24 protein-coding genes, 1 tRNA gene and 1 pseudogene are annotated in these 26,594 nt (G+C 47.4%); 14 read left to right on the forward strand and 12 right to left on the reverse strand.

Annotated elements, in window-relative coordinates:
- The first annotated feature begins 14 nt into the window (after positions 1 to 14).
- Positions 15 to 740 (forward strand): triose-phosphate isomerase, encoded by a 726-nt coding sequence (gene tpiA, locus THERU_RS02530; RefSeq protein ID WP_025305719.1) that lies wholly within the window; start codon positions 15 to 17, stop codon positions 738 to 740.
- On the opposite strand, the gene THERU_RS02535 is transcribed toward tpiA, so the two are convergent.
- Together THERU_RS02535 and hemB are read right to left on the reverse strand one after the other, a co-directional pair.
- Positions 690 to 1,748 (reverse strand): LptF/LptG family permease, encoded by a 1,059-nt coding sequence (locus THERU_RS02535; protein ID WP_025305720.1) that lies wholly within the window; start codon positions 1,746 to 1,748, stop codon positions 690 to 692. The two genes, tpiA and THERU_RS02535, sit on opposite strands and share 51 nt — an antisense overlap.
- On the reverse strand, positions 1,749 to 2,732 hold the full coding sequence (gene hemB / locus THERU_RS02540) for a porphobilinogen synthase (RefSeq protein WP_025305721.1): 984 nt from the start codon (positions 2,730 to 2,732) through the stop codon (positions 1,749 to 1,751).
- 57 nt (positions 2,733 to 2,789) lie between these two features.
- Here hemB and sucC point away from each other — a divergent pair, with 57 nt between their 5' ends.
- From sucC to selD, 6 genes and pseudogenes are all read left to right on the forward strand, one after another.
- On the forward strand, positions 2,790 to 3,938 hold the full coding sequence (gene sucC / locus THERU_RS02545) for an ADP-forming succinate--CoA ligase subunit beta (protein WP_025305722.1): 1,149 nt from the start codon (positions 2,790 to 2,792) through the stop codon (positions 3,936 to 3,938).
- Between the two features lie 59 nt (positions 3,939 to 3,997).
- A complete protein-coding gene (locus tag THERU_RS02550) occupies positions 3,998 to 4,903 on the forward strand; it encodes a selenium metabolism-associated LysR family transcriptional regulator (RefSeq protein ID WP_025305723.1) in 906 nt (301 codons plus the stop codon).
- Positions 4,900 to 6,621: a selenocysteine-specific translation elongation factor gene (selB, locus tag THERU_RS02555; RefSeq protein WP_025305724.1), complete on the forward strand. Its 1,722-nt coding sequence runs from the start codon at positions 4,900 to 4,902 to the stop codon at positions 6,619 to 6,621. The genes THERU_RS02550 and selB overlap by 4 nt, the downstream gene beginning before the upstream one ends.
- Positions 6,618 to 7,964, forward strand: coding sequence for an L-seryl-tRNA(Sec) selenium transferase (gene selA, locus THERU_RS02560; protein ID WP_025305725.1), 1,347 nt, complete (start codon positions 6,618 to 6,620; stop codon positions 7,962 to 7,964). Before selB ends, selA begins: the two co-directional genes overlap by 4 nt.
- A 99-nt stretch (positions 7,965 to 8,063) precedes the next feature.
- The gene (locus THERU_RS02565; protein ID WP_025305726.1) at positions 8,064 to 9,119 is read left to right on the forward strand and encodes a transglutaminase-like domain-containing protein; all 1,056 of its coding nucleotides are present in this window, start codon (positions 8,064 to 8,066) and stop codon (positions 9,117 to 9,119) included.
- Positions 9,120 to 9,178: 59 nt separating this feature from the next.
- Positions 9,179 to 10,147: pseudogene (gene selD, locus THERU_RS02570) on the forward strand (selenide, water dikinase SelD); the annotation flags it as partial.
- Here selD and THERU_RS08540 read toward each other — a convergent pair.
- From THERU_RS08540 to fdnG, 7 genes are all read right to left on the reverse strand, one after another.
- Positions 10,148 to 10,243, reverse strand: a tRNA-Sec gene (locus THERU_RS08540).
- A complete protein-coding gene (locus THERU_RS02575; protein ID WP_025305727.1) occupies positions 10,243 to 10,764 on the reverse strand; it encodes a biotin/lipoyl attachment domain-containing protein in 522 nt (173 codons plus the stop codon). Before THERU_RS02575 ends, THERU_RS08540 begins: the two co-directional genes overlap by 1 nt.
- A complete protein-coding gene (locus THERU_RS02580; RefSeq protein WP_025305728.1) occupies positions 10,761 to 11,531 on the reverse strand; it encodes a formate dehydrogenase accessory protein FdhE in 771 nt (256 codons plus the stop codon). The genes THERU_RS02575 and THERU_RS02580 overlap by 4 nt, the downstream gene beginning before the upstream one ends.
- Entirely contained in the window at positions 11,528 to 12,046 is a 519-nt protein-coding gene (locus tag THERU_RS02585; protein ID WP_025305729.1) for a superoxide dismutase family protein, read from the reverse strand. The genes THERU_RS02580 and THERU_RS02585 overlap by 4 nt, the downstream gene beginning before the upstream one ends.
- The gene (locus THERU_RS02590; RefSeq protein ID WP_025305730.1) at positions 12,043 to 12,684 is read right to left on the reverse strand and encodes a formate dehydrogenase subunit gamma; all 642 of its coding nucleotides are present in this window, start codon (positions 12,682 to 12,684) and stop codon (positions 12,043 to 12,045) included. Before THERU_RS02590 ends, THERU_RS02585 begins: the two co-directional genes overlap by 4 nt.
- A gap of 3 nt (positions 12,685 to 12,687) precedes the next feature.
- The gene (gene fdxH, locus THERU_RS02595) at positions 12,688 to 13,575 is read right to left on the reverse strand and encodes a formate dehydrogenase subunit beta (RefSeq protein ID WP_025305731.1); all 888 of its coding nucleotides are present in this window, start codon (positions 13,573 to 13,575) and stop codon (positions 12,688 to 12,690) included.
- 13 nt (positions 13,576 to 13,588) lie between these two features.
- The gene (gene fdnG, locus THERU_RS02600) at positions 13,589 to 16,630 is read right to left on the reverse strand and encodes a formate dehydrogenase-N subunit alpha (RefSeq protein ID WP_084326235.1); all 3,042 of its coding nucleotides are present in this window, start codon (positions 16,628 to 16,630) and stop codon (positions 13,589 to 13,591) included.
- A 169-nt stretch (positions 16,631 to 16,799) separates the two neighbouring features.
- Between fdnG and THERU_RS02610 the strand changes: the two genes are divergently transcribed.
- From THERU_RS02610 to ispD, 5 genes are read left to right on the forward strand one after another with little or no spacing between them, the layout of a single operon-like run.
- Positions 16,800 to 18,344 carry a hypothetical protein gene (locus THERU_RS02610; protein WP_025305734.1) on the forward strand — a complete coding sequence of 515 codons (1,545 nt, stop codon included), beginning with the start codon at positions 16,800 to 16,802 and terminating at the stop codon, positions 18,342 to 18,344.
- Positions 18,341 to 19,012, forward strand: a complete 672-nt coding sequence (locus THERU_RS02615) for a CinA family protein (protein WP_025305735.1) — start codon at positions 18,341 to 18,343, stop codon at positions 19,010 to 19,012. The genes THERU_RS02610 and THERU_RS02615 overlap by 4 nt, the downstream gene beginning before the upstream one ends.
- Positions 19,009 to 19,800 carry an acyl-ACP--UDP-N-acetylglucosamine O-acyltransferase gene (gene lpxA, locus THERU_RS02620; RefSeq protein ID WP_025305736.1) on the forward strand — a complete coding sequence of 264 codons (792 nt, stop codon included), beginning with the start codon at positions 19,009 to 19,011 and terminating at the stop codon, positions 19,798 to 19,800. The genes THERU_RS02615 and lpxA overlap by 4 nt, the downstream gene beginning before the upstream one ends.
- An 11-nt stretch (positions 19,801 to 19,811) precedes the next feature.
- Positions 19,812 to 21,806, forward strand: coding sequence for an excinuclease ABC subunit UvrB (gene uvrB, locus THERU_RS02625; protein ID WP_025305737.1), 1,995 nt, complete (start codon positions 19,812 to 19,814; stop codon positions 21,804 to 21,806).
- The gene (gene ispD, locus THERU_RS02630) at positions 21,803 to 22,432 is read left to right on the forward strand and encodes a 2-C-methyl-D-erythritol 4-phosphate cytidylyltransferase (protein ID WP_025305738.1); all 630 of its coding nucleotides are present in this window, start codon (positions 21,803 to 21,805) and stop codon (positions 22,430 to 22,432) included. Before uvrB ends, ispD begins: the two co-directional genes overlap by 4 nt.
- On the opposite strand, the gene proB is transcribed toward ispD, so the two are convergent.
- The 3 genes from proB to THERU_RS02645 are packed head-to-tail and all read right to left on the reverse strand — an operon-like array spanning position 22,429 to position 24,560.
- A complete protein-coding gene (gene proB, locus THERU_RS02635; protein ID WP_025305739.1) occupies positions 22,429 to 23,487 on the reverse strand; it encodes a glutamate 5-kinase in 1,059 nt (352 codons plus the stop codon). The genes ispD and proB overlap by 4 nt on opposite strands.
- Complete coding sequence (locus THERU_RS02640) at positions 23,471 to 23,950, reverse strand: GNAT family N-acetyltransferase (protein ID WP_025305740.1); 480 nt, start codon at positions 23,948 to 23,950, stop codon at positions 23,471 to 23,473. Before THERU_RS02640 ends, proB begins: the two co-directional genes overlap by 17 nt.
- A gap of 4 nt (positions 23,951 to 23,954) precedes the next feature.
- Positions 23,955 to 24,560, reverse strand: coding sequence for a LolA family protein (locus THERU_RS02645; RefSeq protein WP_025305741.1), 606 nt, complete (start codon positions 24,558 to 24,560; stop codon positions 23,955 to 23,957).
- A 17-nt stretch (positions 24,561 to 24,577) separates the two neighbouring features.
- On the opposite strand from THERU_RS02645, the gene THERU_RS02650 reads away from it, so the two are divergent.
- Positions 24,578 to 26,104 carry a bifunctional ADP-dependent NAD(P)H-hydrate dehydratase/NAD(P)H-hydrate epimerase gene (locus THERU_RS02650; RefSeq protein ID WP_025305742.1) on the forward strand — a complete coding sequence of 509 codons (1,527 nt, stop codon included), beginning with the start codon at positions 24,578 to 24,580 and terminating at the stop codon, positions 26,102 to 26,104.
- Entirely contained in the window at positions 26,046 to 26,588 is a 543-nt protein-coding gene (locus THERU_RS02655; RefSeq protein WP_025305743.1) for a murein hydrolase activator EnvC family protein, read from the forward strand. Before THERU_RS02650 ends, THERU_RS02655 begins: the two co-directional genes overlap by 59 nt.
- Positions 26,589 to 26,594 lie beyond the last annotated feature (6 nt).

The raw sequence follows: 26,594 nt of genomic DNA on the forward strand, positions 1-26,594 counted from the left end.
TAGAATATTTTGCTATGAAGCTAATTGCGGGAAACTGGAAAATGAACAAAACCCCCTCCCAAACGAGGGAGTACATAACAAAGTTTTTAGAACTTGTAAGGGATGTTAAAAACACGGAAATTCTTCTTTGTCCTCCCTTTACCTCCCTTTGTGTGGCAGGAGAAATGCTAAAGGATAGCCATATAAAGCTGGGAGCTCAAAACTGCCACTATGAGGAAAAGGGAGCCTTTACGGGAGAAATATCCCTTAGTATGCTCAAGGAACTTGGCGTGTCTTATGTTATAGTAGGGCACTCAGAAAGAAGGTGGCTTTTTGGAGAAACTGACGAGATGATAAACAAAAAGGTTATAGCCTGCTTGGAAAAGGGGCTAAGACCCATCCTTTGCGTTGGGGAAAAGATAGAAGACCGAAATGCAGGCATGACCTTAAAGGTAGTGGAAAGCCAGCTAAAGCTTGGATTGTCCGGTTTGGAGGATTTGGCGGGCAAGATTGACATCGCCTATGAACCTATTTGGGCAATAGGCACAGGAACACCCGCCACACCGGAGGATGCCCAATTTGTCCATAGGTTTATAAAGGAGTTTTTGGGAGATGTTAGAGTTCTGTATGGAGGCAGTGTAAGCCCAAAGAACGCCAAAGACTTTCTTTCTATGCCCGATGTGGATGGTCTTTTGGTGGGAACCGCCAGCTTAGACCCTGAATCCTTTGCCCAGATAGTAAAGGCTTCTGAAGGAGAGTAAGACAAGCACGAAAAAGGGCAAGGCTCCCAAAAGGGGACTGCGTCCCAGCTCTTGGGCAGTGATCTTTATAAGGTTCAAACTAAGTATGTAAAGGGCTATGTAAAGAAGAAAAAACATAGAAGGCTTTAGAAAGCTACGTTCCTTTAAAAGATGGTAGGCTAAGGGTAGGGTAAGTGCGAGCACAGATAGGCTGATAACGAGCCTTAACAAAAGCTCCGCAAGATAAACATCCCTGTTCATACCCAGAGAACTTGCCAAAGAGTAAAGGGAAATCAGCTTATCCATCCTTAAGTGGCTCAGTTTTTCTCCAAAGGCTTTTGCATCATCCACAGATATAAACTCCAAGGTTATATCCTTCTTTTCCTTCAACCCGCTATCAGAATAACTCCTTTCCGCTCCAATGAGTGTTAGACTTCTGTCTTTCCATAGCCCTTCTTTGGCGTAGAGCACTCCGTATATATAATTACCCTGCAAATACACAGAGAAGACATCATAAACCCTGCCATCCATCAGGTTTGCAAAGCCTATTCTTACGTAAGCCCTTTTTTCTCCTTCTCCCAGGCTGAGCCAAAAGTTGTTTAAAACAAGCTCTTCTTTTGCCTTTCCCTTCTTGAACTCCCTCTCAATTGCGTAGGCATTTTTAAAGATTTTTGGATAAAAACTGTAGCTCAAAGCAAGCTGTAAAAGGGAAAGAATAAAAGAAGCCATCAAAACAGGCATAAAAAATCTCAACGGCGATATACCAAAAGAGTAAGAAAGCCTGTCATAAGATTTTTTAAACACCCTTCTCATATAGACCATCAGGGCAAGGCAATTTAAGATGGGTGCAGTGTAATAAAAGCTTGAGAATACTGTTATTAGTATAGCCTTCGGGATTATGTGTGGTGCAGACACTTTGTATAGGAGTAGGATATCCACCAAGGAGTAAAGGCTCAAAAGAAAGCTAAAAACCAAACTGAGGAGTAAAAGTACTTTTAAAAACTCCCTAAGATTATAGATAAACAGCATTCAAATTATGCCCTTGTTTATGAGCTTTGCTACATCCTTTGCAAAGTAAGTTATGATCATGTCCGCCCCAGCCCTCTTTATGGATATTAAAGTTTCTATCATCACCTTTTCTTCATCTATCCAGCCAAGCCTTCCGGCAGCCTTTATCATGGCATACTCTCCGCTAACGTTGTAGGCACAGACTGGTATAAGTGTGGCTTCTTTTACCTTGGCTATTATATCAAGGTATGCCAAAGCGGGCTTTACCATAACTATGTCTGCGCCTTCTTGAACGTCCAAAAGCACCTCCTTTAGGGCTTCCCTTGCGTTGGCAGGGTCCATCTGATAGCTTCTCCTGTCTCCAAAGGCGGGGGCAGATTCTGCTGCGTCCCTGAAGGGACCATAGAAGGCGGAGGCAAACTTGGCAGAGTATGCCATTATCGGAATGTGAGTATAACCTGCAGAGTCAAGGGCAGACCTTATGGCTTGAACCATACCGTCCATCATACCCGAAGGTGCTACCATATCCGCACCATTCTCTGCGTGAGAAATTACCTGTTTTTTTAAGTTTTCAAGGGTCAGGTCATTATCCACAGTATGACCTTTTAACACGCCGCAGTGCCCGTGAGTGGTGTATTCACAAAAGCATACATCGGTTATTACATACATCTCGGGCACTTCCTTTTTGATCCTTCTGAGAGCCCTCTGGATTATACCCTGCTCGCTCCAAGTGTCGGAACCTATTTCGTCCTTGTGTTCGGGTATTCCAAAGAGTATGATGGCGGGTATGCCCAGGTCTCTGACCTCCTTTACCGCATCCACAACCCTGTCCACACTGTAGCGATAAACGCCGGGCATGGATGGGACCTCTTCCACTATGTTCTCTCCGTATCTGACAAAGATGGGATATATTAGATCGTCAAGGGTAAGCCGGGTCTCTCGGACGAGCCTTCTTATGTTTTCTGATAACCTCAGCCTTCTGGGTCTTAGCTTAGGAAACTCCATAGGAACAATTTTAAGCCAACGGTGGTATAATTTAACAAACTCTCTTAGGGGGTAAGCATGAAGTTGCACGAGCATCAGGCAAAGGAAATTCTGAAAAAATACAACCTTCCTGTTCCAGAGGGTAAGGTAGCCTTCAGTTTGCAGGAAGCCAAGCAGGCGGCAGAAGAGCTTGGTGAATTTCCATTGGTGGTTAAAGCCCAAGTGCATTGCGGTGGAAGAGGCAAGGCAGGCGGTGTAAAACTGGTAAAAAGCATGGAGGAGCTTGAAGCTGCGGTGGAAGGTATGCTTGGAAAGGTGCTAAAGACCTTCCAGTGTCCCGATGGAAAGCCCGTAAACAGGGTTTGGATAGAGAAGGCAACGCCCATAGAGAAGGAGTATTATCTCTCCATAACCTTAGACAGGTCTGTCTCTAAGCCTGTGCTGATGGCTTCTGCGGAGGGTGGTATGGAGATTGAGGAGGTGGCAAAGGAAAAGCCGGAAGCTATCCACATGCTACACATTGACCCAGACCTCGGTCTCATGCCCTCTCAGGCAAGAAGGCTTGCCTTTAAACTGGGTCTGCCCGTTAACGATTTTGTAAAGATCGCCCTGGGTTTGTATAGGGCTTATGAGGAGTTGGATGCCAGCCTTGTGGAGATAAATCCTTTGGTGCTTACAAAGGATGGTAAGCTTGTTCTTTTGGACGCCAAGGTAGAAATTGACGACAACGCCCTCTTCAGGCACAAGGACCTGGAGGAGATGGAGGATCTGACCCAGCTGGACCCATTGGAGGTGGAGGCAAAAACTTACAGCCTAAACTACATAAAGCTTGACGGAAACATAGGCTGTATGGTAAATGGTGCAGGGCTTGCCATGACCACCATGGACATAATCAAGCTGGCGGGTGGTGAGCCCGCAAACTTCTTGGATGTGGGTGGCGGTGCCAATGTGGAACAGATCGCCAACGCCTTTAGGATCCTGATTGCAGACAAGAACGTAAAGGCGGTGTTTATAAACATATTCGGTGGCATTCTAAGGTGCGACAGGCTTGCTAACGGACTCGTTGAAGCAGCAAAGATGGTGGAGATAAAGGTGCCGGTGGTGGTTAGGATGGAGGGCACCAATGTGGAGGAAGGTAAAAGAATTCTCTCGGAATCTGGGCTGAATTTCATAACCGCCGAGGACATGTGGGACGGTGCCAAAAAAGCGGTGGAGTTGGCTAAGTAGTCAAAAATCTATGATTTAAGCTATTGAACGCCCTGTTAGCCTTGGATAATATGTAAGGAGTGAAGAATTTAGATATAGACCTGAAACTCCTTGAGCTTTTTTGCTGTGTTTATGAAAAGGGAAGCATCTCAGAAAGTTCAGACTGCTTGCATCTTTCCCAATCTACCATAAGCTTTCATTTGCATCAGCTTGAAAACCAAATAGGACTTAAGCTTTTTTACAAAAAGGGCAGAAAGCTCATTCCAACCAGCACAGCCCAAATGCTCTACCCATACGCTAAAAAGGTCCTTGAGCTAAAGCTTGCGGTAATAGAGGAGATAAAGATGCTCTCTGGTTCCTACAGGGGACTTGTAAAGGTGGGGGCGAGCTCAGTTCCCGGAAGCTACATACTTCCCGACTTTATATCAGACTTTCTATCTAAGAACAGACAGATAATGATAGAGTTTTATGTTAGCGATTCTAAGGAGGTCGTGGATAAGGTAGCAAAAGGCGAGTTGGATTTGGGTGTAGTTGGTGCAAAGATACCCTTTAGTAGGCTCAAGTATGAAAATCTATGGTGGGACCAGATCCACATTGTAGGTGGCAATGGAGTGGACCCAAAGCTGAGCTTGGAGGACCTAAAGACCTTGCCTTGGGTTCTGAGAGAAGAGGGTTCCGGCACAAGAAGGCTTTTAGAAGAAGCCCTTTACAAGCTTGGAATAAATCTAAAGGAGCTGAAGGTTCTCATGATCACAGATAAGAACGAGGTCATATTGGATGTGCTAAAAAGGGTCAAAGCTCTATCTTTTATGTCCTCCTTAGCACTCAGAAAATACAAAGGCATAAGGCAGGTAAAGGTGAAGGGCTTTGAACCCATAGAGAGGGAGTTTTACTTGGTCTTTGATGAAGAGAGACCCATGCCACCGGCGGTTAGATATTTTGTGGAAGAGTTAAAAAGGCGTAGCTTTGTGGAAGTGAGCCCATGAGATTTGTGCCCGTGGGAATTGCGGGACATGTAGACCACGGTAAAACCACCTTGGTGAAAGCCCTGACGGGCATAGATACAGATCGGTTGCCCGAGGAAAAAAGGAGGGGTATGAGCATTGACCTTGGCTTTGCATACTTGGACTATCCCGAGAAAGGGCTAAGGGTAGAGCTCATAGACATACCCGGTCATGAAAGGTTCATAAAGAACGCCATAGCGGGTTTGGCTTGCGTAAGGGGTGTGCTTTTGGTGGTGGACCCGGTGGAGGGCGTAATGCCGGAGACTATAAAGCATACCCAACTCATCAAAGCCTTTGGCATATACCACTGCGTGGCGGTTCTAACAAAGGCAGACAGGGTGGATGAGGAAACCTTAGAACTTGCAAGAATGGAGCTTTCGGAGTTTTTGAAGGATATGGGGCTAAGGGCTTATGGGCTGTGTGCGGTCTCCGCTTTGAGCGGTATTGGATTGGAGGAGTTGAAGAAGACAATAGGCGAGTATGCGGAGGAGATTTCAGGCGCCGGCGTTGAATTTTTACGCATAGTTTTGGATTCAGCCTTTAATGTAAAGGGCTACGGAACTGTTCTGAGGGGTAGTTGTTTATCTGGTAGGGTTGAAGAGGGAGACAGTTTGAGCCTTGAACCCTTGGGCTTTGAAGTTAGAGTAAAGAAAATTCAAAATCACGGTGTATTTGTGAAGGAGGGAAAAGAAGGGGAAAGGTTGGCTCTGTTGGTGGCTGGTGTTGAACCCTCTCAGGTGGAAAGGGGCTTTGTGCTTGTTAAAAAGGGACAGATTGCAAAGAGCAGGCATCTCTTGGTGGAGGTGGAGGGAGAAATGCCAAAGGGTGAAGGGAGCCTTTTCTTTTATATGAGGGAAATAAAGTTCAAACGAAAAAAGGTCTCCGAAAAGGTCTATCTTCTTACCTTGGAAGAGCCAGTGTGTGCTATCTTAGGGGATAGGGGACCCATCCTTGATGCGTCCGGACAGCTATGTGCCAGCTATAGGGTGATACACCCAAAGCCCACAGTAAAAAGGAAAAGATTTATAAAAGAACGTTTGGATTTCCTCAAGGAAGACCCAATCTCTTACTTTCTTTCTGAGGCTGGTTTTAGGGGGCTCCCTTTGGAAGTGCTCGGCTCTCTATTTGGTGTGCATATAAATCCGAGCAAGCTTGGGGCGGTAAGGATAGGGGATAAACTCTTTGCACCCACTGTGGTGGAAGGGCTAAGGGAAAAGCTAAGCGCCATCCTTAGCACCAAGGGGGGCTTTTTACCCTTGGAGGAGTTAAAAAGTTCTCTCCGAGTGAGCGAGGAACTTTTGAAGTATATCCTGTCTCAACTGAAGGGCTACAGACTGGTAGAGGGCTATATTTTAGACGAGAGAAGGGCAAACTTGGAAGAGTTGGAGGGCTTTCGGGAACTTTTGGAGTTTATGAAGGGTTCTATAAAGGAGGAGGCTGAATTGGAGAGGTTCAAGGAGGTCCTTCCCTTGGCAGTAAGGAAGGGAAAGGTTCATAGCTTGGGAGAAAGGCTTTACATACTTGATGAGGACCTAAAGGAAGTGTTGTCTAAGCTCAGGTCTTTGGGAGACAGCTTTGAGGTTCAACAGGCAAAGGCACTGCTTGGATTGAGTAGAAAGTATTTGATCCCGCTTCTGGAATACATAGACTACCTTGGATACACCAGGCGAGAGGGAAATTTTAGGAGGTTCATAAAGTGAGAGAGCTTTTGAGAAAGATCCCACAGGTGTCCAAGCTCATAGAAGAGTATGGAAAGGTTCATGGAGATAGCCCACTGCTTAGGATGGCAATAAAAAATGCGGTGGATAAGGTAAGAAGGGAAATTTTGGAGGGCAAAAGAAGCCATCTGGAGGACCTTGGGTTGGTTATAGAGGAGGAGCTAAAAAGGCTAAAAAGAACAAACCTGAGGAGGGTAATAAACGCCACTGGAGTGGTCATAAACACAAACTTAGGAAGGTCTGTCCTTTCGGAGGAGACCGCTAACTTTATAAAAGAAATCGCCACCCATTACAGCAATTTGGAGTTTGACTTGGAGGAGGGGAAAAGGGGTTCAAGGGTGCGTTTGGTGGAGGAGCTATTGGTAGATTTGGTTGGCTGTGAGTCCGCCCATGTGGTAAATAACAACGCTGGAGCGGTCTTTTTAGTATTGAACACCCATGCAAAGGACAGGGAGGTTATAGTCTCCCGGGGCGAGCTTGTAGAAATTGGGGGAAGCTTTCGTATCCCGGACATTATGAGGGCTTCTGGGGCAATCTTGGTGGAAGTGGGCACCACCAACAAAACAAGGCTACAGGATTACAAAAACGCCATCAGCCCAAACACTGCCCTGATAATGAAGGTGCATAAGAGCAACTTTTACATGGAGGGTTTTATAGAAGAAGTGAAGGCGGAAGAGCTTTTGAGTTTGGGTCTGCCTGTCTACTATGATGCGGGTAGTGGTCTTCTTATGGACCTAAGAAAGCTCGGTATAAATTACGAAGAGCCCTCCTTTGAGGAGCTTATAAAGAAAGGTCTGCATTTGGTCTCCGGTAGCGGAGATAAGCTCTTGGGCGGTCCCCAAGCGGGGCTGATCTTAGGAAAGAGAGAGTTTGTGGAACCCTTGAAGAAAAATCCGCTTAGCAGGGTTCTCAGGGTTGACAAGCTTACCCTCTCAGCCCTTGAGCATACCCTAAGACTTTACAGGGAAGAGAGGTATGAGGAGATACCTACCCTGCGTATGCTTTCCACAGCGGAGGAGGAGCTAAAGAAAAAAGCAAAAAAGGTGGCAAAACACTTAAAAAATGTAAAGTGGTTAAGTGTATCTATTGTTAGAGAACTCTCAGTGTGCGGAGGGGGAAGCCTACCGGAGCTAAAGCTACCTACCTATTGCGTGGCAATAAAGCATCAAAGGATTAGCCCTCAAGAGTTATACAAGTGGCTGTTAAAACAGGAGCCTCCAGTGGTTGGCAGGTTGAGGGATGACTTGCTACTGCTTGACATGAGAACGGTCCTTGAGGAGGATATAAAGCCTCTGATTTCGGTGCTTAAGGGTTTAGAGTTCTAAATTTTCAAACGAAAAGGCGGACACCCTTCCAAACTTTCTGATGAAAAATTTTTTCTGGCTGATTAATCTTAGTACAAATCAAATTATGGAGGTTGTAAAATGGACAGGAGGAATTTTATTAAGCTTTCTGTAAGCAGTCTTGCCCTTTCAGTTCTTAACTTTCCTCAGCTTTCCTTTTCTTCAACCAAAAAAGAAAGGGCGAAGCTGATATATTCTGCCAAGCTTCCCTACGAGGGTAAAGTTAGGCTTTGGCTACCAGTACCTATGAATACAGATTATCAAAGGTTGTTAAGCTTGGAAATAAAAGGCACTCACTCGTTGAGTAGGCTTACTAAAGATGCGGTATATTCGGCACCCATACTATACTTGGAGTTTCCCGATAAGAATGAAAAGCAGGTGGAAGTTATATTTGATGTGGAATTTTGGTCAAGGAATGTAGATCTGAAGAAATTACCAAAGAACAATACCCACATACCTTCTGAGGTTGCCCTTTATCTCAAACCTACCAAACATATACCCACCGATGGAATAGTTAAAGAGTATGCGAATAAAATCACCAAGGGTCTTAGCACAGATTACAGCAAAGTTAGGGCTATATACGATTGGGTAGTGGATAATACTTTTAGGGACCCCAAAGTTTTGGGGTGTGGCACTGGGGATGTAAAGGCTATGCTGGAAAGTGGATACTTTGGTGGAAAATGCACGGATATAAATTCCCTATTTGTAGCCCTTTGCCGAGCGTCCGGAATTCCCGCAAGGGAAATCTTTGGCATTAGGGTTAAAGCATCATCCCTATCCAAGGGCATATCTGATGTAGCGGGAGATGCAACAAAAGCACAACACTGTAGAGCTGAGTTCTGGTTAGGACAGTGGGTACCTGCAGACCCGGCAGATGTAAGGAAGTTTATACTTGAGGAAAAGATAGATAGTATAAAAGATGAGAGGGTAAAGTTCATTAGGGAATTTATGTTCGGTGGATGGGATTTACATTGGGTTGCCTTTAACTACGCAAGGGATTTTGAACCCGAGCCTCCTTTGAGCAGTAGGGAGACTATAAACGAGTTAATGTATCCCATAGCGGAGGTTTCTGGGAAATTGGTAGATAAATATAAGCTGACCTTTGAACAATCCAAGTATAGAGTAGAGGTTGTATAAAAATTGAAAAGATGGAACTTTTGAAGCTTGTCAGGGCATCCGGTTGAGCGGCTAAGGTAGGTCCGGGGGACCTAGAAAAGCTCCTGGCGGGGCTAAACCCATACACGGATGAGCATACCCTTTTGGGTATGGGAGATGACGCGGGGGCATATGAATACAATTGGTCAGTGTTTTTGCATACGGTGGATTTTATAACTCCCGTAGTCAATGACCCATACCTTTGGGGTGCTATATCCGCCGCCAATTCCCTTAGCGACATATACGCCACCGGAGGAGTTCCTCTAACAGCCCTTGCGGTGCTTGGCTTTAACCATTGCCAGCTTTCTTCGGAGGTCTTAAAAGAGGTGCTCAGGGGTGCCACGGACAAACTAAGGGAGGCAAAGACTGTCCTTTTGGGCGGTCATACCGTAGACGACCAAGAGCCCAAGTTTGGGTTGGCGGTCTTTGGAGTTTGCCCATCTGGAAAGCTCTTAACACAGAGTGGAGCCAAACCCGGCGACCTTCTTTACATCACAAAACCCATAGGCGTGGGCATACTAACCAAGGCTATAAAGGAAGGGAAGATTGAAGAGAAAGATATCCCGGATGCAATTCAAAACATGCTACTTTTGAACGATAGAGCGGGCGAGCTTGCCCTAAGGGTAAATGCCAACGCCTGCACGGACATAACCGGCTTTGGGCTTTTGGGTCATGCCTACAATGTAGCCAAAAAATCGGGAGTAAAGTTAATAATAGACTTCTCAAGGGTGCCCTTTTACGAGCAGTCTGCCCACTTTGCGAAGATGGGCATATATCCCAAGGGTGCGGTGGATAACTTTAACTTTGTGAAGCCCTCCCTTAGTTTCTCCGGCTTGGAAAGATGGGAGCTGATCCTTCTATCGGACCCTACCACCTCCGGCGGGCTTCTTTTTACGGTTCCCAAAGAAAGAGAAAGAGATGTGCTTGCTTTAGCTAAAGAATTAAAGGTTAGCCTGCGGCATGTAGGTTGGGTTGAGGAGGGCGAAGGTTTGGAAGTTATTAAAACATAGCGGGAGAGCAAGGGAATCGAACCCTCCAGGGATTGCCAGAGCAACCCCTCACGGGATTTGAAGTCCCGGGGCGGCACCAGCCTGCCACGCTCTCCCTATTTCCTTGGCAAACACTCTATTTGTTCTCTTATTATAAACTGCCTTATGGTATCCACCACTTCCTCAGCCCTTTTGAGCCTTTTGAGGCTTTCCGTATCTTCAGATTCAACCTTGACGAGCCATGCGTTGTAAGGGTCGCTGATCAGGGGGCTTGGGTCCTTTTCAAGCTTGGAATTTTTATCCACTATTTTCCCACCCAAGGGAGAGGGAAAGGTGGATACTCTCTTGCCCGCCTCCACTACCGCTAAGTTTCCATCGTATTCCACCACTGTACCCACCGGCTTGATCTTTACCGAATAAAGGGGATACACAAGGGCTGAAAGGATGGGTGTAAAGCCCACCGAATAAATGTTCTTTCCCTCCTTTTTTATCCACTGAAAGATCATCCTGTCTTCGTTTATTCTGTAGAGCCTATCCCTTTTTAGCTTACAACCGAACACATCGATATCCTTTTCCACGTTAGCCCTCGCCAGAAAGGAAAAACTCAAGAACTTTAAAAGAAACCGCCTGTCTATCATAAACCCAAGAGGTTCTTTTCATACCTTTCAAAGCCCTGCTGTCTTGCCCAGAGGTCTAAACTTAATGTGGCAAGGTCGTCAATATGGGGAACCGCCAATCCATCAACCCTTAGGTCTATTACCTTTAGGTATGTGTTGCACTTTTTGCAAACATGCAGTTGAACATACCTGTTCCCTTCCTCGTGGATGTATTCAAAGTGATCATCCTCCACATTTCCACATTTTGGGCACTTGGTCCGGTAGTATAGCCAACCGGTATTGCACAGCACACAACTCAGATACCTCCCCCCTTCCACATCCTCCGTATCCATAATGTAAGAAACGGAGGGACGAAAGCCACATACGGGGCACTTTTCCTTTAGCCAATTTTTGAGGTCTGCGTCCGTGCTTTCAGCCATTATGGAGAAAAAAGGGTTCAAAAAGGACAAAAATATGAACCTCTCCTCCTCCGGTGCCCACCTCTCCTTGAGAAACTCTGCTATCAGCTTTTCTATCTCTTCTTTACCCAAAGCCATCAAACTTTGCGCGGTTTCCCTAAGGGTTTCAGAGCCGTAGCTTATGCAGAGTTCCAATAGGGAATAAAATTCTTTTAAGCCTTTTCTCCAGTTGCTTTCCCCTTTGTTTTCAAGCTTTTCGTAAAAGTCTAACTGCCACCGGAGGACCTTTTCCATAAAGCTAAGAATTTCCTCCGCCTCCGGGTGCTTAGCCTTTAGGTGCTGTAGTCTGCTTATGCTGTATTCTCTTTCTTTTAACCTCACAATGCTCATTGTTTTATTACTCCGCAGGCGATCCTTGGTCCCGCATGTCCCGCTGGGTCTGTTTTGTGATCATCTGGATGCTGGTGGATCATGATGGAAGTTCCTCCTTCCTTAAAGAGGCTGTTTGGCTTTCCACGCTCAAGGGTCACAAAGGTGTTGAGAACATGCACCCTCAGGTTGCCGTTGGCATCCGTAAACACGTTCGGCATGTCTCCTGCGTGTGGTCCCTCAGGGTTCAAGAGCCCGTGTTTTTTGTTGAAGGGATTAAAGTGTCCTTTGGCAGACATAAAGTCCGGCGGATCGCATTTTCCAAGTTCGTGTATGTGAAGGGCAAGCTCTGCGTTGGGGGGAAGTCCCTTAACATCCAACTTTATTAGTACTCCCGAGTTGGTTTGTATCAGTTCAGCTTTACCAACCTTTTCACCTTTTTGATTTATGAGCTCTGCAGACGCTTTCAACTCTTGGCTAAGTGTAAAAGTTGGAAGGACCGCCAGGGCGGCGGTCAAAAGCTTTAAAGCCCTCATGGCTCTCTCCTCCCAATAATTTGCTTAAACCACTTGGGATGATGTGAGGCAGCCCAAAGGGCGGATACCTTCCCAGTTATCATACTGCTCAGAGAACCGGGCACCCCAATGGTTCCCATATAAACATGCACTATAAAGCCCGCACCCACCACTATGAAGGCAATTTCGTGCAACAATATAGCCCACCTGACCAGGGTTATTGAAAAGCTATTCGGAAACCACATAACCAATCCAGAAATCAGGAACACCGCACTTCCTATGAACACGATCCACCCAAAGAGTTTTTGCCCTGCGTTATATTTCCCCGCCTCTGGCAGTTTTTCCTCCTCTCCCTTTATGTAGTGTTTTACGCCCTTCAGCCACTTTATGTCGTCCGCATCCAAAATAAAATCCTTTGCCCATTTGAGGAACATCAAGAACACTCCCACCGAATAGACGATGCCAGCAATGGGATGTAGCCATGCGGAAAACTCCTTACCCCCCAGCACAGTCAAAAGCCAGCTAAACTTGGGAGAGTATATACCAAGACCCGAGAAAAACAGATACAGGAAAGATATTGCCACAAGCCAATGTATAAATCTTTCAAAGGCTGAGAACCTTTGAACTTCCACATCCTCAAGGTTTTTTGTGTGTTCCATGGCTTACTCCTCCTTCTTTTCTTTCTTACCCACCTTTATGGGTCCAAAGAGTATTAGCTGTAGGAAGGCACCCAACAGAGAAGCCCACAGGATCACGCTTCCCACCAGCTTTACGGGACCCTTCCACAGGCTAACAAGGGGAGATATACTCGCCTCTTTGGGAAGCCCATACATCTCCGGCTTATCTCCATGGGGTAGAACATAGATGTATCCAGTTCCTCCCACACCGGGTGGGTCGTATATAGCCGCATTTTCAAAGCCTCTCTGCTTTAGCTGTGCCACGATCTTTTCAGCCCTATGTAGCATCTCCTCCCTTGTGCCAAAGTGCAGACAGTTGGTAGGACAGGTTTTCACACAGGCAGGCTCAAGCCCCGCAGAGACCCTATCCACACAGAAGTTGCACTTCCACGGCTTGTTGTTGGCGTCGTACCTTGGAATATCAAAGGGACAGCCTGAAAGGCAGAATTTACAGCCTATGCACTTGGAATGGTCAAAATCCACTATGCCGTTTTGGTATTGAATAACCGCACCCGGCGAAGGGCAAGCCTTTAGACAACCAGGGTCCCCACAGTGCATGCATTGGTATTTGGCTATAAACCAGGTTAGCCCCTTCTCTGTTTCCGCCTCCCTGAACTTCATCATCATAAATACGCTGGGCATTAGGTCCGGATAGGATTGATATCCCACTGGTGCCTGTTCCTCCGGTAAAAGTGGGGGCTTAAGGTCGTGCCACTGGGCACATGCCGCCTCACAACCCTTACATCCTATGCAGGAGGAAACATCTACCAATATGGCTAACCTGTCCGCGGACTTTACCTCCGCGGGTGCCTTGGAGGCAGACACCCGCTTTAGCCCTGCTCCAACAGTTCCTCCAACGGTAACTGTGCTCATTGCATTACCTCCTTTATGCTTTTACCTTTTCTATGTTGCATAGGAACCCCTTGAACTCGGGCGTTTGAGAGTTGGGGTCCCACACATAGGGCGTTGCCAAGTTGGCAAGGGCACCCTTCACAAAGCCCTCAAAGCCCCAGTGAATGGGTATGCCAACGGTATAGACCTTTTTACCGTTTACGATCAGAGGCTTGATCCTCTTGGTAGGGAGGGCGTAGGCTTCCGCAGAACCCCTTGCGGTCACGATCCTGACCTTATCTCCCTCTTTTATGCCAAGCTCCTTAGCCAACTCCTCTGGTATTTCTACAAAGATCTTCTGGAATAGAACAGAAGCCCCATATACATGCTTTGTCCAGAAGTGGAAATGCTCAGTAAGCCTGTAGGTGGTGGCACAGTAGGGGAACTTGTCGGGGGTTCCCAAAAGGTCCAGCTCAGACTTATAGATCTTAACTACTGGGTTGGTGGAGGTCTTAGGATGTAACACATTTTGGACGGGCGATTCGTAGGGTTCGTAGTGTTCGGGGAAGGGTCCGTCCGCAAGGAAGAAGTTATAGAGCCTGCCTCTACCCTCCGGTAGCATTATGAAGGGACCATACTCTGGTGGCAGGTCGGGTTTTATGTCTGGCACATCGTGCCCAACCCACTTGCCTTCCTTTTCGTCCCACCAGAGCAGTTTCTTCTTAGGAGACCAAGGCTTACCCGTTGGGTCTGCAGAGGCCCTGTTGTATAGGATCCTCCTGTTGGCGGGCCAAGAGAAGCCAAAGTTGGGATATATGCCCAGCCCAGAGGGGTCGGATAGGTCTGTGTTCTTTGCCCTGTTTCCAGACTGAGGATACACTCCGCAGTATAGCCACATACCGCAGGCGGTGGTTCCGTCATCCCTCAACATGGTAAAGCTGGGCAATCTTTCGCCCTTCTTCACCACCACATTACCCTTATCGTCCGTCAAGTCCGCAAGAGCCACGCCGTTTATCTCCAGGGCAAGAACCTCATCCGCAGTGGGCTCGTAGGGGTTCTTATAGGGCCAGCGTGCCTTCAGTATTGGATCGGGGAATTTGCCACCCTCCTTTTGGTAGAGTTCTTTTAGTTTCATGTAAAGCCTTCCTGCGATCCAGTATTCAGACTTGGCATCCCCGGGTGGGTCCACCGCCTTGTATTGCCAAGATAGACGCCTTCCGCTGTTAGTCTTTGTTCCCTCCTTCTCCGCAAAGAGGGCGGAGGGCAAGAGCAGAACTTCCGTCTTTACCGCCTCTGGGTTTTTGGCTTGCTTCCAGAAGGACGCCATCTCTGTTTCAAAGAGTTCCACCACCACCATCCACTTGAGCTTGGACAGAGCTTCCACGGTCTTATTCACATTGGGCGTGTTAGCCAGAATATTCACACCCAAAGAGACCAAACCCTCCATCTTACCTCTATACATCCTGTCAATGGCTTCATCCCAAGCAATGACCTTATCCTGCTTTGGCAGGAAGTGATAGGCAAAGTCGTTCTCGGGAGTGGCCGCATCTCCGTAGTATGCTTTTAGCAGGGAGACAATGAACTTTGAGTAGTTGGACCAGTAGTTCATGGAGCCTTCGTCCCAAGGCTTGGGTGTGTTCGCTTCAATGTAATCCTTTAGGGTTTGCTGTTCGGGTTTAGGTGGTCTGAGGTAGCCATGCAGGAACCTACCCTCACCCGCCAAGTCCGTCACACCCTGCACATTAGAATGTCCTCTGAGTGCGTTTATTCCTCCTCCGGGCACACCAATATTGCCCAAAAGCAGTTGAAGGATCGCCATAGAACCTATCACCTGCGTGCCCCAGCTGTGATGGGTCCAACCTAAGGCGTAAAGGTGTGTCATGGATTTGTCTGGCGCACCAGTCTCCGCTATGATCTTTGCCACCTCCAGGAACTTTTCCTTTGGAACACCCGTTATCTTTTCCACAACCTCCGGCGTGTATCTTGAATAGAACTGCTTGAGGAGTTGGAAGACGCACCTTGGATGTTCCATGGTCATATCCTTCTTGACCATGCCCTTTTCGTCCCTTTCATAATCCCAAAGCTTGGTGTCATACCTTCTCTTCTCTGGGTCGTAGCCGGAGAAAAGTCCAGTTTCGGGGTCAAAGTTGTAGGTGTCCTTCACTATGTAGGTGGCGTTGGTAAAGTGTCTTACATACTCTTCGTTGTATTTTTTGTTCTGGAGAACATAGTTTATCAGACCACCCATAAAGGCTATGTCGGAACCGGGTCTTATTTGAACGAATATGTCCGAGACCGCTGCAGTTCTTGTGTAGCGCACATCAACGCATATAATCTTTGCACCCCTTTCCTGTCTTGCCTTTATTGCCCATTTGAAACCGCATGGATGGTTTTCAGCCGGGTTCCCTCCCATAACAAACACAACATCTGCGTTCTTTATGTCCTCCCAAGAGTTGGTCATTGCACCCCTGCCAAACCTTGTGGCCAAACTGGCCACCGTGGGTGCGTGTCATATTCGTGCCTGCGTCTCTAAAGCTGTTAAGCCAAGTATTCTGCCCAGCTTGATCCATAGGTAAGCTGCCTCGTTTTCCATTATGGAGCCCGTCAGCCAAAAGATGCTCTCGCACCTATTTACCACCCTACCCTCTTGGTCTGTTTCAATAAAGGTCCTGTCCCTGGTATCCTTTATAAGCCTTGCCATTTTCTCTATGGCTTCGTCCCAACTGATCTCCTTCCACTCTTTGGAACCAGGCGCCCTGTATAGGGGTTTTGTGAGCCTCCTCGGAGAGTTTATAAAGTCCTTAAGAGTAGCACCTTTGGGGCAGAGGGTCCCTCTGTTGACGGGCGTGTCTGGGTCCCCTTCCACATGGATCACTCTCGGCTTTACGTTCGCTGCGCCATCCGTAAGGCTGTATATGAGCACACCGCAGGACACAGAACAGTAAGGGCATATGCTCTTAACTGCCTTGGCTTTAGAAATTTTCAACTCCTGAACCCTTGCTAAGGCGGGCTTTATATCAAAGCCCAAAACACCAGCCACGCTGGCACCAACAGACAATCCAGAAGCCTTAAGGAAAGTCCTTCTGGTAAGCTCCATTTTTTGCACCTCCTTCTGGTTTGAATGGTAATTCAAAGGTTTTTGTTTAGCCATAGAAATTTTCAAAGGATAACTTTTAGAGTATAGATATTAGAATGTTCTAATATTGAACAGACATTTAGCTTTCTTGAATTTCACACCAGATGTATATTAAAATTTACTCCCTACAATGACACCGCCCTCTATTCCACTAACAAGAAAGCCCTTTGAGGAGCAGGTAGTTAGCCAGTGTGCGGGCTGTGGTTGTGGGTGCGGCTATGTGCTGTATAAAGCCCAAGGAAAGCCCATAGACCTTTATGGACATCCTGCGGATCCAAAGGGTATGGGAAGCCTCTGTAGCAAAGGTATAACCTTACTACAAGAGGTTGCCCAAAATCCTCTCCGGCTACTGGGCTTTTACCTGTGGCAGGGACAAGAACTTTTAAACATCTCCCAAGAACAAGCCAAGGAGCTAATAAAGGAGCACCTTAAGGGAAAAGTTGCCATAGTTTTAGACAGACATCTTTCAAGCCTTGAGGAGTATCTTCTGGCAAGGCAATTGGGAGATGTTTTCGTGGATGCACCCGTGCTGGGCTACAATCCTTCGGAGGTCTTCTTCAACCAATGGCAGAACTATATGCTCATAATTGGCTGGGAGGCGGAGCCTGTATTCTCTGAGGTTATGTCTATGAGATATCTGGTGGATGCGGTGGAAAAGTCTGCCCACCTTGTCTGCGTTAGCTCCCGGTATGCTACCCTGTGTGCCAAGGCTAAAAGGCAGGTACTTTTGAACCCTATAAAACAGCTTTCTTTTATGAACAGCCTTCTGGAGCCAGAGCACACAGACCCTCTGGTGGTGGAACTAAAGAAAGCTATGCACCTTGTAAAAACCCTCCTGCTGGTGTGCACAGACCTCCTTGCCTCACCCTTCAGAAACCAAGTTCTCAGCATCCTTTACAGGCTAAAAAGACGCTTCGGGGTAGATTACAGCTTTGTGGGAGACCTTATGCCGCTGCCCGCCAAGGAACTTAGGGATCTTGTGGATAGCATAGAGGACTACGATAGCTTTGTGTTCTTTGGAAATCCGTTGGTTCAGCTTCCGCAGGAGGTCAGGGAAAGAATAAAAGAGAAGTTTTCGGTGCATTTTACCCTGTTTCCAAACTTAACTTCCCAGTATTCTACCCTCGTGGTGGGCAGTGCCAACTTTTCTGAGAGGGACTTTATAGCGTACAGAAACAGCTTTGGAAGGGTTTATTTTTGCCCACAGGCTATAAAAAAACCGGAGGGTGCGGTAGTTCCCTACGCGTTTTTGGGAGAAGTGTTTGGTATTGAGGTAAAGGTGGAAGAATTTTTAAAGGTGGAGCCCGGCTTTGAGGGGACACCCTTAAAACTGCCATCCCTTGAAGAAGAGCCTGCAAGTGGACGGTTAAAGGAAGGAATAGTGCTTTATACCTCCAACGGTTTGGTGGATGAGCTGGGACACTGGAACCCTTGGACCCACAACATGGAAAAGCACCAAAGGGCATACATGTCGGAAAAAACCGCAAGAAAGCTGGGAGTGAAAAGCAAACTAACCCTAAGAGGAAGAGAGTTTGAAGTGGTTATCACACCCAACGTGGCGGAGGATGTAATTTATGTGCCCCTTTCCTTTGAGGAATTTCAGCCCTTTGACCCTGGGCACAGCGTGGGAAGTTTTGCCAAAGAGCCCTATTACAGGTTTGAGGTTTTGGAATGAGGGTGGGGGTGTGTGAAGACTCCTTTAAAGAGGGCTATATTTTAAGAACCTTTGGCTTGGAGAGGGAAAAACTCAACTATCCAAGGGTTTATGAATGGTTGGGTGGTATAGACATATACTTTGACAGTGAGGAGGATTGGAGGAGGGCACGGCAAGAGCTTGGCTTTTATGTTTATGCGGATGACAGAAGGGAGATGGAAGAAGTTGTGGGAGAACTTCTAAAAGAAAGGGGCTTAAAACTTGCGGTTGCAGAAAGTTGCACTGGAGGACTCTTGTCCGCAAGGCTTGTGAACGTGCCGGGCAGTAGTCAATACTTTCTGGGTGGCTTTGTGGTCTATTCCAATGAACTAAAAACAAAGCTTTTGAACTTAGAAAGAGAGCTATTACAGAAGCATGGTGCGGTTTCTGAGGAGGTTTGCAGGGCTATGTGCATATCCGCACTGGAGGAAACGGACGCAGACATCTCCATTGCCATCACTGGCATAGCGGGTCCCTCTGGGGCAACCCCCACAAAGCCTGTGGGCTTGACCTACATAGCCTTGAGCACAGACAAGGAAGTTATAGTGGAAAGGCACGTGCTCAAACTTGGCAGGAACGAAAACCGTTTTTTGGCAACCCAACTGGCTTTAAACCTGCTTAGAAAATTTCTTTTGGGAGTAATCCGATGATAAAGGTTCATCCAACTGCGATCCTTTTGGGAGATGTGCACTTGGAAGAGGATGTTGAGATAGGTCCCTTTTGCCTGTTGGAGGGGAGCATCAGAATAGGCAAAGGCACCAAGTTGGGTGCAAGGGTTAGCATAAAGGGAAGGGTCCAAATCGGGGAAAACTGCAAAATCTACGACGGTGTCATAATAGGAGAGGAACCTCAGCATCTGAAATACCAAGGAGAGGATACGGAAGTGATAATAGGCAACAGGGTGCTCATAAGGGAGTACGCCACCATCCACAGGGGCACACCCTTTGGGATCGGAAAGACCATCATAGAGGACGATGTTATGCTAATGGCGTACACCCATGTAGCCCACGATTGCGTGGTGAAAAGGGGAGCCATAATGGCAAACTGTGCTACCCTGGGTGGACATGTGGAGGTAGGGGAGTATGCCTTCATAGGTGGGCTCTCCGCAGTCCATCAGTGGGCAAGGGTAGGAGACTATGCCATGGTTGGCGGTGTGTCTGGAGTTTCTTTGGACGTGCCACCCTTTACCCGGGCGTCCGGACAGCATGCCCACCTTTACGGCATAAACACCGTGGGCTTGGAAAGAAGGGGCTTTTCAAAGGAAACCATAAACATCCTAAAGAAGGCTTACCGCATAATCTTCAGAAGCAGTCTTTTGAGAAAGGAAGCTATAGAAAAGGTCCTCAGCGAGTTTCCAGACAGTCCTGAGGTTAAAAAGTTGGTGGAGTTTTTACAGAGCAGTAAGAGGGGTGTGGCAAGGGATGTGGGTAGGGGATAATTTATTAAAAGATGGTTCAAACGGAAGAGACCTTTAGGCTTTCTACCAACCTGAAGCCCGCAGGAGACCAGCCTAAGGCTATTGAAGAGCTTCTGGACAACCTCTTGCGCGGTGTAAAGGACCAAGTGCTCCTTGGTGCCACCGGCACAGGAAAAACCTTCACCATAGCCAATGTGATAGCCAAATACGGAAAGCCTACCCTCATAATCGCCCACAACAAGATCCTTGCTGCACAGCTTTACAGAGAATTGAAAGAGCTTTTCCCTCACAACCGGGTTGAATACTTTATCTCCTATTACGATTACTACCAGCCGGAGGCATACATACCCGAGAAGGACCTTTACATAGAAAAGGACGCATCCATAAACGAAATACTGGAACGCTACAGACACTCCGCCACTATAGCGGTTCTGGAGAGGAGGGATGTGATAGTGGTGGCGTCTGTCTCCTGTATATACGGACTTGGCTCGCCTCACTCCTACTACTCTATGAGAATACCCTTAGAAGTGGGAAAAAGAATAAGCCAAAGCAAGCTGGCAAGGATGCTAGTGGAGATAGGGTACGAAAGGAACGATTACTCCATAAAGAGGGCAACCTTTTCCTTCAGAGGTTCTGCCTTGGAGATCATCCCCTCCGACATGGAGGACCAAATTATCAGGGTGGAGTTTTGGGACGACGAAATAGAGAGCATAAGCCTTTTGGATGCCTTCAACAGAAACAAGCTAAAGGAACTCCAAAAGGTGGTGCTCTTCCCCGCATCCCACTACATAGCACCCCGGGACATCATAGAATCTGCCTTGGAGCAGATAGAGAGGGACCTGCACGAAAGGGTAAAGTGGTTCAAGGATCAGGGAAGGCTCGTAGAAGCCCAAAGGCTCTATCAGAGAACTATGCACGATATAGAAATGATTAGAGAAATTGGACACTGCAAAGGAATAGAGAACTACTCCAGGTACTTTGATAGGAGACAGCCGGGAGAACCTCCCTACACCTTGCTTGACTATTTCCCCGAGGACTTTCTGCTCATAATAGACGAGTCCCACGTAACCATTCCCCAAATAAGGGCTATGTATAACGGAGACAGGTCCCGCAAAGAAAAACTGGTAGAATACGGCTGGAGATTGCCCTCCGCCTTGGACAACAGACCGCTAAAGTTTGAAGAGTTTTTGGAGAGGATCAACCAAGCCATATATGTTTCCGCTACCCCAGGACCGTGGGAGATAGAAAGAAGTGCGGGCGTAGTGGTGGAGCAGATCGTCAGACCTACGGGACTTTTGGACCCACAGGTGGAAGTTAGACCCACCACTGGACAGTTAGAGGACCTGGTCAGAGAAATTCAGCAGAGAAAGAAGAGAAAAGAGAGGGCACTAGTGCTCACCACCACCAAAAGGCTCGCAGAGGAAGTATCCGAATACCTTCAGGAGAGGAACATAAAAGCCAAGTATATGCACTCAGAGCTTGACGCCATAGAGAGGGCAAAGATAGTAAAAGAGTTGAGAGAGGGAAGCATTGATGTGATAGTGGGAGTTAATCTGCTTAGAGAAGGCTTGGACTTGCCCGAGGTCTCTTTGGTTGCCATTTTGGAGGCGGACAAGGAGGGCTTTCTGAGAAGCTACACTTCGCTTATTCAGATGATAGGAAGGGCTGCAAGGAACATAAACGGCAAAGCAATCCTTTACGCAGACCGTATAACCCCTTCCATGCAAAAGGCCATAGAGGAAACCAACAGAAGGAGAGAAATTCAAGAGAAATACAACAGGGAGCACGGAATAACTCCCAAGAGCATAGTAAAGCCCGTAAAGGAACTCTTAGCCATAGAAGAGCTGGACTATGTGCGCCTGCCGATGAATCTACCCAAGGACATAAAGAACGAGGAAGACCTCGTAGAAAAGATCAGCCGTCTGGAAAAGGAGATGTGGGAGTGTGCAAAAAGGTGGGAGTTTGAGAAGGCAGCAAAGCTGAGGGATGAGATCAAAAAACTCAGAGAGCTTTTGAACCTGGTATGAAGAGGAGCGTTATACTCCTTGCGGGAGGCGAAGGAAGTAGGTTCGGCACAAAAAAGCAGTATATTCTACTTGGTGGAAAGCCCCTTTACATGCACTCTTTGGAGAAGGTCTTGGACCTCTTTGAGGAGGTTATCTTAGTATTGCCGGAGGAGGACCTACAAAAGATAAAGGTGCCACCAAAGGTTAAAAAGGTAGCGGGAGGTAAGGAAAGACAGGACTCTGTCCTTGAGGGCATCCTTGAGGCGGAGGGAGATATAGTGATCATTCACGACTGTGCCAGACCCTTTGCCAGCAGAGAGCTCTTTTTAAAGGTCTCTGAGCTCGGAGACTTTGAAGGAAAGATCTGTGCCCTACCCGTCAGGGATACCCTAAAGCAGGTCTCAGAAGGTATGGTGATAAAAACTATTGACAGGACAGGTCTTTGGCATTCACAAACACCCCAAGCCTTCTTAAGAAAGGTTCTCTTGGAATGCCACTTTAGGGCAAGGAGCGAAGGCTTTTTTGCCACGGACGATGCCATGCTTTTGGAAAGGTATGGCTACAGGGTAGGTGTGGTTATGGGCGAGCCCACTAACATAAAGATCACATATCCAGAGGACCTTGCCCTTGCCCAAAGGCTACTCTAAAAGACCACCATATAGTCCCTGTGCACCGCTTCCTCTTTGGTGGTCTTCAAGATACGCCTAACCTCCTCCCCTTTCTTTCCAAGAACCCTCCTTAGTTCCTCAGAGGAAAAGTTGGTTTTGCCTTTGCCCACCAGCAGACCATCCTCCGTATAGATAACCACCACATCACCGCGCTGAAAGCTACCCTCCACCCTCTTTATACCCGCAGGAAGCAGGCTCTTGCCCGATTTGAGGGCTTTAAAGGCACCCTCATCTATGTAAAGGGCACCCCTTGGCTTTTCCACCATAGCCAACAGTTTTTTGCCCTGCCTTGGTGGAGGTAGAGGCTTAAAGTAGGTGCCCTTTGTCCTGCCCTGTAGGATCTCCTCCAAAGAGTCCTCTTTTCCGGTTATGACCACCGGAATTCCCAAACGGACCGCAATCTTGGTGGCTGTCAGCTTGCTGAGCATTCCGCCGGTGCCATAGGTGGAATTGACCCCTCTAACAAAGGCAAAGGCTGAATCCACGTCCTCCACAAAGGGAATTACCCGGTCTTGGTGGTCTCTGAGTCCTCCCGCGGTAGATAGGATCACCAAAAGGTTTGCCTGAAGCATAAAGGCGGTATGCACCGCAAGGAAGTCGTTGTCGCCAAAGAGAAGCTCCTCCACAGCCACCGCATCGTTTTCGTTGATCACTGGCACCGCACCCATCTCCAGAAGCTTTTCCAAGGCATTCTTAGCGTTCTCAAACTTGTGTTTGTCGGTAAACACATCGGAGGTCAAAAGCACCTGAGCGGGCACAAGCTTATAGTTGGAAAAGACAAGGTCGTAAAGATGAATAAGATAAGCTTGCCCAATGCCCGCCAAAGCTTGCTTTTCCACCAAACTCTTTGGTCTTTCTGTTAAGTTCAGCTTCTTTAGACCACAGAGCACCGCACCGGAGGAGACTATGACCACCTCATTTCCCAAGGCTTTTAGCCTCTTTATTTCTCTGCCCAGCTTGCTAATGAGACTGAGGTCTATATCTCCCTCCTCCGTTTGGATAAGGTTTGAGCCTATTTTAACCACTATCCTCATTTTCCAACCGTTTGGTCATCCTGATCCAATAGTTAAACCTATCCCTCTCTTCAAAGCCGTGCTTTTTATAAAATTCTATAGCCCTTATGTTTTCATCACCAACCCAGAGCTCCGCCAGAGGCAGACCCCTCTCTTTAAAGTATTCAAGGGCTTTCTCCAAAAGCTTTTTTCCAATGCCCTTATTTCTGTACTCGGGCAGAACTACCAGCTCATGTATGGCACCCACCACCTTGCCTTCCCTCTTGCTAAACCAATTCCCGTCCGCTGCCACAAACCCTACCTTTTTGCCATCCACCTGCGCCACAAAAACACCCGCCACATCCCTCCTAAAGAGCCAGTTAAGGTAAGCAAGCACATCCTCCCTGTGGGTGTAAGAGTATTCCTCAAGTCCAGCGTAGCCTTCCAAGTATATGTTGGCTAACTCCTCTATGTCTTCCGCGGTCGCCCTTTCCACCTTAACCATACGTTCAATAAACCCTTTTTACTTTAACATTGGGTGGCAGTTGTAGTTTAAAAAGACCCTGAGAAGGACTAAAGTTTGTGCGCACCTCTAAAAACTCTATCTCTGTAATAGTTCCATCCTTTTCCTCTACGCGAACCAACCTTGGCGTTCCATCCCGGTCCGCATGAACTAAAACCCTATGAAAGAACTCGTCATTAACCTTGGGCTTTAAGACAAAAAACCTCCTCCCTTCCCTTTCAATTTCTCCCACCAGGTCAAAGACCTCCCCCAGTGGCTTTGAGACCAAAAGCAAAGACTCCACCACCGGAGATTGATTCTTCTCCATACTGTCTATTAGGGCATTGCCCTGGGCTGGATAGTAAAGAACGACCTCCCTTCCATCGGAAACAATAATCATCTTCTCCGGCTGTTCGTACTCTATGCGGAACTTTCCGCCCTTTTGGGCATAAAAAAAGCCCTTTGCTACATCCTCCTTGGTGCGCCAAGTGTATTTTGTCTTTTGCACAAAAGAGACTTTTATTGTGTTGATCTGGGCAAGCCTTTTTTCAAGCTGTTCAAAGCTCTGGGCAAAAACAAAAAGAGGGAGTACTAGCAAAACAAACAGTATCATAGGTTAATATTTTAAGCATGAAGGTCCTCAATTCAGAGGAAATGTCCCTTGCGGACATAAAAACCATACAAGAGCTTGGCATTCCTTCCCTTGTGCTCATGGAAAACGCATCCTTGGCGGTGGCGAGGGTCATCAAGCAGAAGTTCCCAGAAGGTTCAAAGGTCCTTGTGTTAGTGGGCAAAGGAAACAACGGAGGAGATGGGCTTGCCTGTGCAAGACATTTAAAGCTCTGGGGCTACCGGGTGGATGTATTCCTTGTGTTTGGTGAGGTAAAGGGAGATGCACTACTCCAACTCAACCTCCTGCAGGCTTTAGGAGTGGAGCCTCTGAAGGAGCTTCCACCCTTGGAAAATTACCACCTTGTCGTAGATGCCATCTTTGGCACGGGCTTTCAGCCACCGGTGAAACCACCCGCGGAGGCAATAATAAAAACCTTAGAAAGAACAAAGGTGCCCATCCTTTCGGTGGATATTCCTTCCGGGCTCTCCGCAGACAGTGGAAAGCTCTACACCCCAAGCGTTAAAGCCAACATCACCGTTACCTTCCAGTTTCCAAAGATATGCCACCTTTTGCATCCGGCGTCAAAACAATGTGGAGAGCTTTACGTAGCCCACATAGGAATACCCGAGGTTTTTGTGGAGGATGTAAGAAGGGAGGTGATTTTGAGGGTTGAACCGCCTAAAAGGGAGCCAGACATTCACAAAGGAAAGGCTGGGCATGTACTTTTGGTAGGTGGTAGCGTTGGGAAAACAGGGGCTATTATCATGTCTGCGAAGGCTGCTACCCGGGCTGGTGCTGGGCTCGTTAGCGTGGGTGTTCCGCAGAATTTAAATCCCATCTTTGAAGTAGCCCTCACCGAAGAGATGAGCATTCCCTTGCCCGGAGAGGACTTTCTCTCTTACAGGGCTTGGGAGACTATCCTTAAAGAACAGGATAGGTTTAGCGTTTTAGGGATCGGAATGGGCATGGGAAGGACCGAGGAGGGACAAAGGCTTGTGCTAAAGCTCTTGGAAGTTTGGGAAAAGCCCATCCTCTTGGATGCGGACGCCCTGAACAACTTGGCTGACAGCAAAAGGCTGGAGGTTTTGAGGGAAAGAGGCAGTCCTACCATTCTGACGCCTCATGTGGGAGAGTTTGAAAGGCTTTCAGGTCTACCAAAGGAGGATATCATCCATAACCTTATGGACCGGGCTTTGGAGTTTGCTGTTAATAACCAATGCTATGTGGTGCTAAAGTCTTCAAGGACTGCTATAGGGACGCCCGATGGGAGCTGCTTTTTATCCACAAGGGGAACTCCTGCCATGGCAAAGGGTGGAGTGGGTGATGTGCTCTCTGGCATTCTGTCTGCACTGGTGGGAAGGGGCTTTGAGGTGGAGTATGCCCTCAAGTTGGGTGTCTTTATCCATGGACTGGCTGGAGAGATTGCAGAAAGAGAAAAGCACACGGAAAGTGTCCGAGCCCTTGATCTGGTAGAATACCTACCAAATGCCTACAGGAGCTTGGAAGCAGGCGATTACGGTCTTCCTTTTAATTACCTTTATTAACTCCTGCGTGCAAATAGAGATCAGGGACAGAAGGCCTCCAGTGTATAGAAAGCAAGAGACCCCGTCTAAACCCCCAAAGGAAATCCCAAAGCCCAAGGAGCCCGCAAGGGAACAAGAGGTAAAACCGCCTACTGTGGAAGTTCCAAAGGTGCCAATGCCCGTTAAAGGTGCCCCAATTAGATCCCACAGAGGCTACTTTATAAAAAGCTCCTGCGATGAATTCTTTAGGGCTGTTGAAAGAGGCAGAGTGCTCTATGCGGGGGATGACCTTAAGGGCTACGGTTGGGTGGTTATGGTAGAGCAGGAAGACGGATACATAACCGTTTATACAAGGGCGGAAAGGGTCTTTGTGAAGAAAGGAGAAAGCGTAAAAAAGGGTCAGGTGCTTGGGAAGGTAGGAAAGCAAGGGCAGGACTGTGGCATAGGTTTTGAACTTAGGCTAAAGGACGGCTCTCCAACAAACTTTGAGCTTGTGAAGGAATAAATTCAA

It is taken from the genome of Thermocrinis ruber (genome assembly GCF_000512735.1).
In the GTDB taxonomy this organism is placed as follows: Bacteria; Aquificota; Aquificia; order Aquificales; family Aquificaceae; genus Thermocrinis; species Thermocrinis ruber.